The organism is Collinsella sp. LCP19S3_H3 (assembly GCF_052119145.1).
Lineage (GTDB): Bacteria > Actinomycetota > Coriobacteriia > Coriobacteriales > Coriobacteriaceae > Collinsella.
In genome coordinates this window covers 17,167-31,255 of record NZ_JBQKFW010000010.1, presented here as the reverse complement: position 1 = coordinate 31,255, position 14,089 = coordinate 17,167, and the positions used below count along the sequence as shown (strand labels likewise).

Sequence of the window (14,089 nt, the reverse complement as noted above, 5' to 3'; positions counted from 1 at the left end):
ATGAAGGTTATTCTTCTCGATGAGATCAAGGGCAAGGGCGGCGAGGGTGACGTCGTAGAGGTCGCTCAGGGTTACGCTGAGAACTTCCTGTTCCCCAAGAAGCTCGCTGTTGCCGCCACCAAGGGCAACCTCAAGCAGCTTGACGAGCGTCGCAACAACATCGCCAAGCGCGAGGCCGTCCGTCTGGCTACCGCCAACGAGACCAAGGCTGCCCTCGAGGGCAAGCAGGTCACCGTCGACGTCAAGGTCGGCGACGAGGGCATCCTCTTTGGCTCCGTCACCGCCGCTATGATCGCTGACGCCATCAAGGATCAGCTCGGTATGGACATCGACCGCAAGCGCGTCGAGCTCGGTAAGCCCATCAAGGTTGCCGGTGCCCACACCGTTGCCATCTCGCTGTACCGCGAGATCAAGGCCGAGGTTGTCGTTCTCGTCGGCGTTACCGCCGAGGAGCTCGCTGCCGAGGCTGAGGTCGAGGAGGCCGCTGAGGTCGCCGAGGCCGAGACCGCCGAGGTCGAGACCGAGGCTGCTGCTGAGTAGCATTTGCTGCAACGCAACAATCTTGTTCTAAGAAGGGCGCTCTGGGAGACCGGGGCGCCCTTTTATTTTTTGCGCTGAGTGGGCGTCACGTCATACATTGAGATGTAGTTCCACATAAGGGACCGTTCATCCGTTTGGTTCGGTGATGATTGTTAAGGCGCGCCTCGATTTAAAGCTGTGGCTGATACTATGGATGCTCGCAAGCGATATGAATGAGGATGCTCATGGCATATGACGATAGGGAGACATGGCTGACGGTCGAGGACCGCGGCTCCAAGTTGGGTCTCCCCCAAAACCAAGATGCAGAGGCCAACGTACTGGCCGCCATGCTGCTATCGCCCGAGGTGGTCGAAGAAGCCCAGGTCGAACTGCAGCCCGACGATTTCTACCGGCCTATTCATAAGACCATCTATACCGCGATGGTCGATATGTACAACAGTCGCATCCCCATCGACTCTATCTCGCTAATCGATTACCTGCGAAGCATCAACAAGCTCGATGCCGTGGGCGGCGAGGCGTACATTTTGGAGCTGATGGGTCAGACCCTGTCGCTCGTCAACTGGCAGCACCATGCCGCCATCGTTCGTCGCGACTCGATGCTGCGTGAGCTGATTGGCGCCACCAACGAGATTAACGCGCTGGCCTATAACGCCCCCACCGATACCAAAGAGGTCGTTGAGCTGGCCGAGAGCAAGCTGCTCAAGGTTACGGCGCGCGAGGTTAAGTCGAGCTACAAGACACTGACCGAGTTTATGGTCGAGGCCTATAACGAGGCCGAGGAAGTGTGCCAGGCCGGTGGCCAGGCAGCGGGCGTTCCCACGGGCTTCCCGTCACTCGACCGCATGCTTATGGGCTTCCGCGAGGGCCAGCTCATCATTATCGGCGCCCGCCCCGCCGTGGGTAAGACCTCGTTCGCTCTAAACCTGGCGCTCAATGCCGCCGCTGCGGGCTACACCGTCGGCTTTTTCTCGCTGGAGATGTCGGGCAAGGAAATTGCTCAGCGCCTGATTTGCGCCTATGCCATGATTTCGATCAGTGATTTTCGCATGGGTCGCATTAGCCCCGAGCAGTGGGCCAATATCAACGAGGCCACGCAGACCTTGTCCAAGCTCGATATTCTGATTGACGATACGCCCGGCACCACGGTGACCGAGATTCGCGCCAAGAGCCGCCGCATGCTCCACAACAAGGAGAAGGCCATCATTATCTTGGACTACCTGCAGCTGGTGAGTCCTCCGCCGGGACGCCGTTCCGAGAGCCGCACCGTCGAGGTCTCCGAGATGTCGCGTGGCTTAAAGATTATGGCCAAGGAACTCAAGATTCCGCTGATCGCGCTGTCTCAGCTGTCGCGTCAGGTCGAATCCCGTACCGGCAAGCGCCCGCAGCTTTCCGACCTGCGCGAATCGGGCTCCATCGAGCAGGACGCCGATATCGTCATGTTCTTGGACCGTTCCGCCGACGAGGCTGAGGCCTCGCGCGACGACCGACCCGACGAGGGCGTCACGCGTATTGTCGTGGCCAAGAACCGTTCGGGCCCGATCGGCGACGTCGACCTGATGTTCCTGCCGGCATCCACCAAGTTCTATGAGCTTGATGGGGTGCATACCGAGGAGTAGGACAGGCGCCCGTTGCACGGGTATACTGGGAATGTTTTGTGCTTCTGCCCGCCGTGTGGCGCGCAGACAGTCCATGTATGTAAGGAGTAAACATGCCGTCAACCGTTTTGGTCGGTGCCCAGTGGGGCGATGAGGGCAAGGGTAAGATCTGCGACCTGATCGCCGGCGACTTCGATGCCGTCGTGCGCTATTCGGGCGGCAACAACGCCGGCCACACCATCGTTGTCAACGGCAAGAAGTACGGCCTGCACCAGGTGCCCTCCGGCATCATGTACGCCGACCACGTGTCGGTGATTGGCAACGGCTGCGTCGTCAACCCCAAGGTTGTCCTTGAGGAGATCGACATGTTCGAGGCCGATGGCATCACCACCAAGAACCTCAAGATCAGCGGCAACGCACACGTGATCATGCCGTATCACGTCGACCTGGACGGCGCCTTTGAGCAGAAGCTCGGCAAGAAGAGCATCGGTACCACCAAGCGCGGCATTGGCCCGTGCTATCAGGACAAGATGGCTCGTATTGGTCTTCGTATGCAGGACATGCTGGACGAGGAGCTCTTCCGCGACAAGCTGGAAACCGCTCTTGCCCGCGTGAATCCCGAGCTCGAGCTGCTTTACGGCCTGCCCACCTACACCGTGGACCAGATCTGTGAAGAGTACCTGCCCATGGCCGAGCGCCTGCGCCCGTACATCACCGAGACGAGCCTGCTGCTCAACAACATGATCGATGAGGGCAAGACCCTGCTCTTTGAGGGCGCCCAGGCAACATTGCTCGATATCGACCACGGCACCTATCCGTTTGTCACGTCTTCTAACTGCACCGCCGGCGGCGCGATCACCGGTTCTGGTGTTGGCATGAAAAACGTCGACCGCGTGCTGGGCGTCATGAAGGCCTACATCACCCGCGTCGGTGCAGGCCCCATGCCCACTGAGCTTTCCTATGAGTCCGAGGCCGGCCATACGCTGACCGAGGAGGGCTATGAGTACGGCGTGACTACCGGTCGCCGTCGTCGCTGCGGCTGGTTTGACGGTCCCATCGCCAACTACGCCTCGCGCGTCAACGGTCTTACCGACATCGCCCTGACCAAGCTCGACGTGCTTTCGGTCTTCGACACCATTAAGGTGTGCGTGGCCTATGACGTCGACGGCGAGCGCTACACCAGCGTGCCCGAGCACCAGGTGCGCTTTGAGCATGCCAAGCCCATCTACGAGGAGCTTCCTGGCTGGAAGTGCGATATCACCGGCTGCCGCAGCTTTGAGGAGCTGCCGCAGGAGGCTCAGGACTACGTGGCATTTGTCGAGGATCTGGCGCACACGCGCGTGACGTTTGTCGGTGTTGGCGCCGGCCGCGAGCAGATCATCAACCGATTCTGGAAGTAATCGGCGTTATTTGGTTATTGCGATATACCCCTTCGCAGCCCGGACGGGCGGCCGAGGGGTATATTTGCTTGTAATGGGCCCGCATGGTTGACGGGCCGTTAATCCATAGAGGAGGCACCCTTGAAGGCGGACACTCAAACCATCGACATCCTGTTGTTGGGCAGCGGCGGCCGCGAGCATGCTTTGGCAGCCAAGCTCGCGGCATCACCGCGCGCCGGCAAGCTCTACATCGCCCCGGGCAACGGCGGCACCGCGAGCTGCGGCGAGAACGTGGTTCTCGACGATTGCGATCCTGCTGCCGTGGCGGCGTTTGCACAGAGCCACGAATGCGGACTCGTGGTAATTGGCCCCGAGGCTCCGCTCGTGGCGGGCGTGGCCGACGCCGTGCGCGCGGCGGGTATTCCCTGCTTTGGCCCGGGTGCCGAGGGCGCTCAGATGGAGGGCTCTAAGCTGTTCTCCAAGCAGCTCATGGAGCGCGCGGGCATTCCGACGGCCGCCTACGGCTCGTTTACCGACGAGGCTTCGGCTCTCGCCTATGTGCGCGAGCAGGGCGCTCCGCTGGTCGTGAAGGCCGACGGTCTTGCCGCGGGCAAGGGCGTTATTGTGGCAACCGAGCTTTCGCAGGCCGAAGAGGCCGTGCGCGAGTGCTTTGGCGGCACCTTTGGCGACGCCGGCAACACCGTGGTTATCGAGGAGATGCTCGTTGGCCCCGAGTGCTCGCTGCTGGCCTTTACCGACGGCAAGACCGTGCGCCCCATGGCCACCTCGCAGGACCACAAGCGCGCGCTTGAGGGCGACCTTGGTCCCAACACGGGCGGCATGGGCGTCTACAGCCCGGTGCCCATCGTGACCGACGAGGAGCACGCCACCATGGTGAAGGTCATGGAGCAGACCGTGGCCGAGCTCGCCGCCGAGGGCATCGATTACCGTGGCTGCCTGTACGGCGGCTTTATGCTTACCCCCGCCGGCCCCAAGGTGCTGGAGTTTAACGCCCGCTTTGGCGACCCCGAGACGCAGGTCGTGCTGCCGCGCCTTAAGAACGACCTGGTCGAGGTCATGCTTGCCTGCGCTAACTGCGAGCTCGACCAGATTGAGCTCGATTGGCGTGACGAGTGGGCGGTGGCCGTTGTCCTGACGAGCGCGGGTTATCCCGGCAGCTACGAGAAGGGCAAGGTCATCACCGGTATCGAGGATGCCGAGGCCATGGAGAACGTGACCGTGTATCACGCCGGCACCGCCGTGGTGGACGGCCAGCTCGTGACCAACGGCGGCCGCGTGCTCGCCGTGACCGCGCTGGGCGACACGTTCGAGAACGCTCGCAACCTTGCCTACGAGGCTTGCGAGAAGATCGATTTTGAGGGCAAGACCCTGCGTCACGACATTGGACTGCGCGCGCTGCGCGGCCGCGACGCCTGGGATGCCTAAAATCCGAGAGGAATGAGACGGATGGACGAGAAGAACGAAGAGCTCGTGGACGCGCAAATCGTCGAAGAGGACAGCCGCATGTATGGGCACGCCGAGGGTGAGCCTGGTGGCGAGGTCGCTGACGAGCCGGCGCTGGTGCTGGGCGACGACGACCCGCACGATGCCGAGCTGCACGAGAAGATTCTTTCGGAGGAGTGCGCCTGGAAGGGCAAGATCCTCGACGTCCACCGTCTTGAGGTTGAGCTGCCCAACGGTCACCGCAGCGCCCGCGATATCGTTCGCCATCCGGGTGCGGCGGCCGTTGTGGCGCTGACCGAGAGCGGCAAGATCGTACTGGTGCGTCAGTACCGCACCGCCATCGACCGCGTGACGGTTGAGATTCCCGCCGGCAAGCTCGACCCAGGCGAGGACCCGCTCGATTGTGCCAGGCGCGAGCTGCATGAGGAGACGGGCTTTAAGGCCGGGCGCATTCGCTTTTTAACGTCGATTGTCACGACCTGTGGTTTTTGCGACGAGATTATTCACATCTACTTGGCCACCAAGCTCGAGTTCGATGCGCCCAACCCCGACGATGACGAGTTTGTCAACGTTGACCTGGTGCCGCTGCACGAGCTGATCGATGCCGTGCTCGACGGCAAGATCGAGGATGCCAAGACCGTCGTGGGCGCGCTTGCCTGCGACAGCATCGCGCACCGCCTTGGTGGTTCTGAGCTGTAACGAGTGGGGATAGCCCTGGGACAAGTACTACTGATTGCTTTGTCCCAGGGTCTTACGTTGCTGATATTTCTTTGAGGATCACATGCTGAAGCGTTTTCTGTCTTACTACAAGCCCCAGATGGGGCTTTTTGTTGCTGATACCATTTGCGCCCTGGTGCTTGCTGCCATTGACCTGGCGTTTCCCATTATCCTGCGCAATCTGTGCGGCGGGCTGTTTACCCAGGGCCAGACTGCCATTATGCAGGCGCTCGGTATGATCGCGGTGGGACTGGTGCTGATGTATGCCACCCGCTGCGCCTGCCGCTACTTTGTGAGCTATTGGGGCCACGTGATGGGCGCGCGCATGGAGTCCAAGATGCGCGAGGACTTGTTCGATCAGTACGAGCGTTTTAGCTTTGCGTACTTTGATCGCAACAGCTCGGGTGACATGATGAGCCGCGTGGTCAACGACCTGTTCGATATCTGCGAGGCGGCGCACCACGTGCCCGAATGGATCATTATTTGCGGTATCGAGATCATTGGCTCGTTTGTGATTCTGTTTACCATTGCGCCGGTGCTCGCGCTCGCCATGGCCGTGGTGACGGCGGTGTTCGCGGTCATTATGTTTTGGCAGAATATGCGCATGCGCGAGGTCTTTAGCGATAACCGCAAAAGGATCAGCGGCATCAATGCACAGCTGCAGGATTCGCTGGCGGGCATGCGTGTGGTCAAAAGCTTTGCCAATGAGCAGACCGAACGCTCTAAGTTCCGTGCCTCTAACGATCGCTACCTTTCGTCCAAGGAAAACATGTATCACGCCATGGGCGTCTACACCGCGACGTATGGTCTGCTCTCGGGCGTGCTCTATGTGATCGTGGTGCTGCTGGGCGGTTGGCTCGTTGCCCAAGGCCAGCTGCAGGCGGTCGATATGGCAACCTTCGCGCTCTACATTTCGCTGTTCTGCACGCCGCTTGAGACGCTCGTCAATTCGGCCGAGACGTATCAGAAAGCCATCGCCGGCTTTAAGCGCATGGACGAGGTGCTCTCGACTGTCCCCGATATTCAGGATAAGCCGGGTGCTGCGGATCTGCAGGTGACGGCCGGCGCTGTTGAGTATCGCGACGTGTGCTTTAGCTACGAGGATGTCGAGCTGGGCGCGGGCGACGGGACGCGTCCCGTTATCGACCATATGGATCTGTCCATTAAGCCCGGTCAAACCATCGCTTTGGTTGGTCCCTCGGGCGGCGGCAAATCAACGACTTGTTCGCTGTTGCCGCGCTTTTACGACGTTGCCGCTGGCTCCATTAGCATTGACGGCCAGGATGTGCGCGGCGTGACGCAGCGTAGCCTGCGCCAATCCATCGGCCTGGTGCAGCAAGATGTCTATCTGTTCGACGGAACGATTGGCGAGAATATCGCCTATGGCAAGCCGGGCGCCACGGCAGAAGAAATCGCCGAGGCGGCCCGCCGTGCCAATATCGATACCTTTATCGAGTCGCTTCCGCAGGGCTATGACACCGTGGTGGGCGAGCGCGGCAGCCGTCTTTCTGGTGGTCAAAAGCAGCGCGTCGCCATCGCGCGCGTGTTTCTCAAAAATCCCAAGATCCTTATTTTGGATGAGGCGACCAGTGCTCTGGATAACGAGAGCGAGGAGGCGGTGCAGGAGTCGCTCGAGCGCTTGGCGCGTGGCCGCACCACGATCATCATCGCTCACCGTCTCTCGACCATTAAGCATGCCGACGAGATTGCGACCGTTGAGCATGGTCGCGTTGTGGAACGTGGCACGCACGAGGAGCTTCTCGCCCGTGGCGGCACTTATGCCCGTTACTATCGAATGCAGTTCGAAGGTGCGCGTGCGCACGAGCTCGACTGATTGATATGACAGGAAGGTTATGGCTGATAAGAACCACCTGACTCCGGAAGAAGTGACGGAGTTATTCTCCGAAATCGATGCATCCGGCGTCTTGGATCCTACGCTCGCCAAAAAGCGTACCGAGCGCATGCGCGAGAAAGAGTCTGCCGTCAAACGCGGTGACAAGGCGACACTGGCGCGGCTGCGCAGCGAGGATCGCGCGAGCCAGGCAAAACATATCGACCCGCTGTCCGAGGACGATCCTTCGGGTTCGCAGGTGAGCCATACCATTACGAAGACTGCCATGGTCGTTGTTATCGGCATCCTGGTGCTGATTGTGGGCATGCAGATCGGCTACGGCGTGATGCGACGCCTGAACACCGCGAACCTCTCCGAGAGCGTTTCGGTGGATACCGTCTCGACCGCGCTCAAAGGTGGACTTGAATGGGGCAACGGCTTTACGCAGTTCCCGCTCGATTTTACCGTCGACGAGGCCGACGAGGGTACGGGCACGGTTGAGGTGACGGTGCTGGACACGTCTTCTGCCAATGAACTCGAGTTGCTGTCCAACGGTCAGATACAGGCGGCGGCGCTCGCAACCAATGCCCTGCTCAACGACAAGATTGACCGTGTGGTGTATAACGTCCACGCCTATATCGACGAGGACAGCAGGATTCAGCATGATTCCTTCTTTGGCATGTTTCCCGCCCAGGGCCACCAGAGCGCCATCCTGACGTTCGTCTGGACCAAGAGCTCTTCCAACGCCACCAATATCGACTGGAAGATGCGTATCGTGAGCATGGATGACACCATTGCCGAGCGTATTCAGAAACAGGTGAACTCGGTATCGTCGCTCATCGAGGACCCGGCGGTGAGCCAGACTAAGATTGACGAGGAAAAGGCCGAACGTGACCTGGAGCACCGCCTGCACGGCCGCGAGATTTTCCGTGGCGGCAAGCTTGGCCGCACCCCGTCCGAATTACTTGAGCAGGACAAGCAAAAGTAGTCCGCAGCCACATAGAACGATGACATCCCGCGTGAGCCGCAAGCCCACGCGGGATGATTTTTCTGGGACGGGGATTAAAAAATTATTCTGTCATGTATGCGGTTGGCGAGTAGTCAATTTGGGACGGGGCTATTTTAGCTACCCCGGCTAGTGGCACGACGGTTAGGTTGATTGACGGACGGGGCAGCTAAAATAGCCCCGTCCCAAATTGACTACTCAGCGACAAAGCTCTGCTTTCAGAATGATTTTTTAATCCCGTCCTAGAAAATCATTATGCATAAGAAGTCATAATTATCATTTTGTAAACAATTCTATGTAATTAACGCCATACGGCATACTTACGGTTAGAATACCGCGAGGCCTAACTACACACCTTTAAGCCGGTCCCGAGAGACCGGGAAGGAGAACTATGGCGAACAACCATATTGCGGGCGCTGCCGCCCGCACCATCGCGCCCAGCGAACTGTGCCAGCGCATGCTGGCCAAAACCAGCAAGGGTGCTTGCGGTCCCTGCATCCTGTACCTTGAGGATGGGACCATTTTTTATGGCCGTGCATGTGGTGCCGAGGGCACCGCGACCGGCGAAGTCTGCTTCAATACCTCACTCGAGGGTTACTTTGAGGTTATGACCGACCCGAGCTATGCTGGCCAGATCGTTACCATGACCTATCCGCAGATTGGCAACTATGGCATCGACGAGACCGATGTTCAGTCCGCCTTCCCCGGCGATGACGTACGCCCTGCGAGTGCTCCCGCCATGCGCGGCATGATCGTGCGCGACATGTGTGCCACGCCTTCTAACTGGCGCTCGGCCGTCAGCGTGCCGGAGTACCTGCGCGCACACGGCATCGTCGCTATCGAGGGCGTCGACACCCGAGCCCTGGTGCGCCACCTGCGCGACAATGGCTCCAAGATGGGCATTATCTCGACCGAGGTGCTCGACATCGACGAGCTTGCCGAGCGCTTGGCCTCTGCTCCCACGCTGGTGGGGGAGAACCTGGTCAAGACCGTGAGCTGCCCTGCGCCCCATCCGTTCGCCGGGAGCGATCTGCCCGCCGAGCATGGCTTTGCGCTTGCGGCCCCCGCTCCCGCCCGCCACAACGTGGTCGCGTATGACTGCGGTGTCAAGCGTGGCATCCTGGAGGGTCTGGTCCGTGCTGGCTGCGCCCTCACCGTCGTGCCGTGGGATACACCCGCGCGTCAGGTACTCGACATGAATCCCGATGGCGTCTTTTTGTCCAACGGTCCCGGCGACCCCGATGCCGTGGTAGAGACCTACGAGCAGGTGCAGCAGCTGATCGGCAAGGTGCCCGTCTTTGGCATTTGCCTGGGTCACCAGATGATCAGCTTGGCATGCGGCGCCCAGATGGAAAAACTCAAATTCGGTCACCGTGGCGGTAACCAGCCGGTTATGAACCTGGTCAGCCGCCGCGTGGAAATTACCGCGCAAAACCATGGCTTTGGCTTGCTGTTCCCCAGCTTGGGCAAGCTTGTCCCCGAACTTTCGGGCGGCGAGACCGAGCATGCGGCCGACGGCGATCTGCGCGTCTGGGTGCGCCGTGGTATCGCGCCCGTCGTGATGAACGAGCGCTTTGGCCGCATTCGCCTGACGCACGTGAACCTCAACGACGGCACCGCCGAGGGCATTCAGCTGCTCGACGCCCCGTGCTTCTCGGTCCAGTACCACCCCGAGGCCTCGCCCGGCCCCACCGATGCCCACTATCTCTTTACCGCCTTTACGCGACTCATGGACGGCGAGGAGAACTACCTGGACATCGACACCGCGAAGGACCGCCTGCAGGGCTGGAACTTTGCCGACGATGGTTCCGCCACGACCGAGACCGAGGAGAACTAACATGCCTAAGCGTACTGACATCAAGCGTATCCTCGTCATTGGCTCGGGTCCCATCGTCATTGGCCAGGCCTGCGAGTTCGATTACTCCGGCGCCCAGGCCTGCAAGGTGCTCAAGGAGGATGGCTTTGAGGTCATCCTGGTCAACTCCAACCCGGCGACCATCATGACCGACCCGGGCCTGGCCGACCGCACCTATGTCGAGCCCATCACCGCCGAATTTATCGAGCGCGTGATCAAGAAGGAGCGCCCGGACGCGCTGCTGCCCACGCTGGGCGGCCAGACCGGTCTGAACGCCGCCGTCGAGCTGGCAAAGGACGGCACGCTCGACCAGTACGGCGTCGAGATGATCGGCTGCGACCTTGCCGCCATCGAGCGCGGCGAGGACCGCAAGCTCTTTAACGAGGCCATGGCTGAGATCGGCCTGGAGGTCGCGCGCTCGGGCTATGCCTACAGCGTGGCCGACGCCGAGGCCATCGCCGAGCGCGTGGGATATCCCTGCGTGCTGCGCCCGAGCTTTACCCTGGGCGGCGCCGGCGGTGGCATCGCGCACACCCACGAGGAGCTCGTCTCCATCGTGAGCCAGGGCCTTGAGCTTTCGCCCGCCCACGAGGTACTGGTCGAGGAGTCCATCGAGGGTTGGAGAGAGTACGAGATGGAGGTCATGCGCGACCACGCCGGCAACGGCATCATCGTGTGCTCCATCGAGAACCTCGACCCCATGGGCGTGCATACCGGCGACTCCATCACCGTGGCGCCGGCGCAGACCCTCTCCGACCTTGAGTATCAGCGCATGCGTGTCGCCTCGCTCGCCATTCTGGAGAAGATCGGCGTCGAGACCGGTGGCTCCAACGTGCAGTTTGCCGTGAACCCGCAGACCGGTCGCCTGATCGTCATCGAGATGAACCCGCGCGTGAGCCGTTCGTCCGCACTGGCCTCCAAGGCCACGGGCTTCCCCATCGCCAAGGCCGCCGCTCGCCTGGCCGTGGGCTACACGCTCGACGAGATCGTCAACGACATCACCAAAGCCACGCCTGCCTGCTTTGAGCCCACGATTGACTACTGTGTGGTCAAGGTGCCGCGCTTTGCCTTTGAGAAGTTCAAGGGTACCGACCCCACGCTCACAACGCGCATGAAAGCCGTGGGCGAGATCATGGCGATCGGCCGCACCTTTGAGGAGGCCTTTGGCAAGGCCATGCGCTCGCTGGAGGACGGACATCAGGGCATTTGCGCTGGTGGCAAGGAAGGTGCCGATAAGCTGAGCGACGACGAGCTCGCTCAGGCCGTGGGCACCCCGACTGAGCACCGCATCTTCTTTGTGGTCGAGGCCCTGCGTCGTGGCTGGGATGTCGCGCGCATCCACGCCATCTGCGGCATCGATCCGTGGTATCTCAACCGTATCAACGATATGGTGCAGGTCCAGGAGAGCATTCGCGGCCTGCGCGTGGAGGGCATCGACGCCGACGCGATGCGCCTGCTCAAGCAGTATGGCACGAGCGATGCCGAGATTGCCGCGCTGACCGGCTCGGACGAGCGCTTTGTTCGCGCTTACCGTAAGGGCCTGGGCGTGGTTCCCAGCATGAAGACGGTCGACACCTGCGCTGCTGAGTTCTCGAGTGCCACGGAGTATCACTACAAGACCTACGAAAACATCTACCGCACGAGCCCGGTCGCCAAGAAGTGCGTTGCCCCCGACGAGACCACGCCGGCAGATAAGCCCAAGGCGATGATTCTGGGTGCCGGCCCCAACCGTATCGGCCAGGGTATCGAGTTTGACTACTGCTGCGTGCACGCGAGCTACGCGCTGGCGGCCCGTGGCTTCGAGACCATCATGGTCAACTGCAACCCCGAGACCGTCTCGACCGACTACGACACGTCCGATCGTCTGTACTTTGAGCCGCTCACCTACGAGGACGTCATGGACGTTATCGATGTTGAGCGCCCCGACGGCGTCGTGGTGACGCTCGGCGGCCAGACCCCGCTTAAGCTGGCGCGCATGCTCGAGGAGAGCGGCGTGAACATCATGGGTACCAAGCCCGATGCCATCGATTTTGCCGAGGACCGCGAGCGCTTTGCCGCCCTGCTCGACAAGCTGGGCATTATGTACCCGCCGGCGGGTCAGGCCACCTCGTTTGAGGAGGCCGAGGCCGTGGCCGCGCATATCGGCTACCCGCTGCTGGTTCGTCCGAGCTATGTGTTGGGCGGCCGCGGCATGATGATCGCCTACGATGCCGAGCATCTGCACGATTACATGGCCGAGGCTGCCCGCATTAGCCCCGACTACCCGGTGTACCTCGACCGCTTCCTGGAGGGCGCGATCGAGTCCGATGTCGATGCCCTGTGCGACGGCGAGGAGGTCTACATCGGCGGTATTCTGGAGCATATCGAGGAGGCCGGTATCCACTCCGGTGACTCCGCGACTTGCATTCCGCCGTTTAGCTTTAGCGAGAGTCTGCAGGCGAAGCTCCGCGAGACCACGCGCCGCATCGCGATGGCGCTGGGAGTTCGCGGCCTGGTCAATGTGCAGTATGCCATCAAGGGCGAGACCGTCTACGTGATCGAGGCCAACCCGCGCGCAAGCCGTACCGTGCCGTTTATCTCCAAGGCCACCGGCGTGCCGCTGGCCAAGTGCGCGGCGCGCATCATGGCGGGCGATTCCATCGCGAGCCTGGGCCTGCCGAGCGACGAGCGCCAGCTGGACTGCTTCTGCATGAAGGAAGCCGTTATGCCCTGGGGCCGTTTCCCGGGAGCCGACGTTATCCTGGGGCCCGAGATGAAGTCGACGGGCGAGGTCATGGGTGTCGCCAAGAGCTATCCCGAGGCATACGCCAAGACACAGCTGGCGATTGACTACAAGCTGCCCGATCCGAGCGCTGGCAAGGTGTTCATTAGCGTGTGCGATCGCGACAAGCGCCATATCCTTTCGGTCGCCCGTATCCTGCGCTATCTGGGCTTTGACATCTGCTCTACCGAGGGTACGGCGCGCGTGCTGCGCGGAGGCAACGTGACGTGCGAGGTCGTGGAAAAGATCAGCGGCCCACACGACGGCGAGCGGCCCAACATCGGTGACCTTATCGCCGATGGCAAGATCGCGGTGATCATCAATACGCCGTACGGCCCGGGCTCGCGCGGCGACGGCTATCTGTTGCGCACCGAGGCGGTGCGCCGCGGCGTGACCTGTGTGACGGCGATGTCTGCCGCCAACACCTACGTGAGCGCTATCGAGGCGGTGCGCGAGGACCAGCAGGGCCACGGCAGCGCCAACGACATGGGCATGGACGTCATCGCCCTGCAGGACCTGCCGCAGTACACGGTGTAATGTGACCTGGTCGGCCGGGGCGGGAGGGGCCGAGATTTCCCCCTTTCGCTCCGGCTGCAAGCAGAGTCGCTCAGGAGGAAACTCGGCCCCTCCCGCCCCGGCCTGCGGTGACTTTGCTGCACCGTGTGCTGTCGAAGGGACTTTGCGCGATGATTAGGGCTGAATAAAATTGAGTGTGGGCGCCGTCGTTCATTCGAACGACGGCGCCCACGTTATGTAGGAGGGACTTTCAGCCTCGTCAACCTCCCATTCCAAACCAAATCAGCCAACGTACGTCATGGCAATATCCGGTAGGTCCCCGGGTGCCCCGCGGCGGGCTGGGTTATTTAGCTGAGCGACTTTGCGTAGCAACCGGAGTGAAGATGAAAACACCGGGCCGCTGCAGAGCACCCACAGACCGCAGG

At 61.2% G+C, this 14,089-nt stretch carries 9 protein-coding genes; all 9 read left to right on the top strand.

Annotated features, from left to right (window positions below; all coding sequences use genetic code 11):
* A complete protein-coding gene (gene rplI / locus ACTQZF_RS06535; protein WP_154516756.1) occupies positions 1 to 540 on the top strand; it encodes a 50S ribosomal protein L9 in 540 nt (179 codons plus the stop codon).
* Positions 541 to 758: 218 nt separating this feature from the next.
* On the top strand, positions 759 to 2,156 hold the full coding sequence (dnaB, locus tag ACTQZF_RS06530) for a replicative DNA helicase (protein WP_427718155.1): 1,398 nt from the start codon (positions 759 to 761) through the stop codon (positions 2,154 to 2,156).
* Positions 2,157 to 2,248: 92 nt separating this feature from the next.
* Positions 2,249 to 3,535 carry an adenylosuccinate synthase gene (locus ACTQZF_RS06525; RefSeq protein WP_427717940.1) on the top strand — a complete coding sequence of 429 codons (1,287 nt, stop codon included), beginning with the start codon at positions 2,249 to 2,251 and terminating at the stop codon, positions 3,533 to 3,535.
* Positions 3,536 to 3,655: 120 nt separating this feature from the next.
* Positions 3,656 to 4,960, top strand: coding sequence for a phosphoribosylamine--glycine ligase (purD, locus tag ACTQZF_RS06520; RefSeq protein ID WP_441554861.1), 1,305 nt, complete (start codon positions 3,656 to 3,658; stop codon positions 4,958 to 4,960).
* Between the two features lie 21 nt (positions 4,961 to 4,981).
* Complete coding sequence (locus ACTQZF_RS06515) at positions 4,982 to 5,677, top strand: NUDIX domain-containing protein (protein WP_195838565.1); 696 nt, start codon at positions 4,982 to 4,984, stop codon at positions 5,675 to 5,677.
* A gap of 82 nt (positions 5,678 to 5,759) precedes the next feature.
* On the top strand, positions 5,760 to 7,529 hold the full coding sequence (locus ACTQZF_RS06510) for an ABC transporter ATP-binding protein (protein WP_441554860.1): 1,770 nt from the start codon (positions 5,760 to 5,762) through the stop codon (positions 7,527 to 7,529).
* Positions 7,530 to 7,548: 19 nt separating this feature from the next.
* Positions 7,549 to 8,514, top strand: coding sequence for a hypothetical protein (locus ACTQZF_RS06505; RefSeq protein ID WP_427729200.1), 966 nt, complete (start codon positions 7,549 to 7,551; stop codon positions 8,512 to 8,514).
* Between the two features lie 409 nt (positions 8,515 to 8,923).
* Entirely contained in the window at positions 8,924 to 10,369 is a 1,446-nt protein-coding gene (gene carA, locus ACTQZF_RS06500; protein WP_441554859.1) for a glutamine-hydrolyzing carbamoyl-phosphate synthase small subunit, read from the top strand.
* A gap of 1 nt (position 10,370) precedes the next feature.
* Complete coding sequence (gene carB, locus ACTQZF_RS06495) at positions 10,371 to 13,685, top strand: carbamoyl-phosphate synthase large subunit (RefSeq protein ID WP_441554858.1); 3,315 nt, start codon at positions 10,371 to 10,373, stop codon at positions 13,683 to 13,685.
* Positions 13,686 to 14,089: the final 404 nt, after the last annotated feature.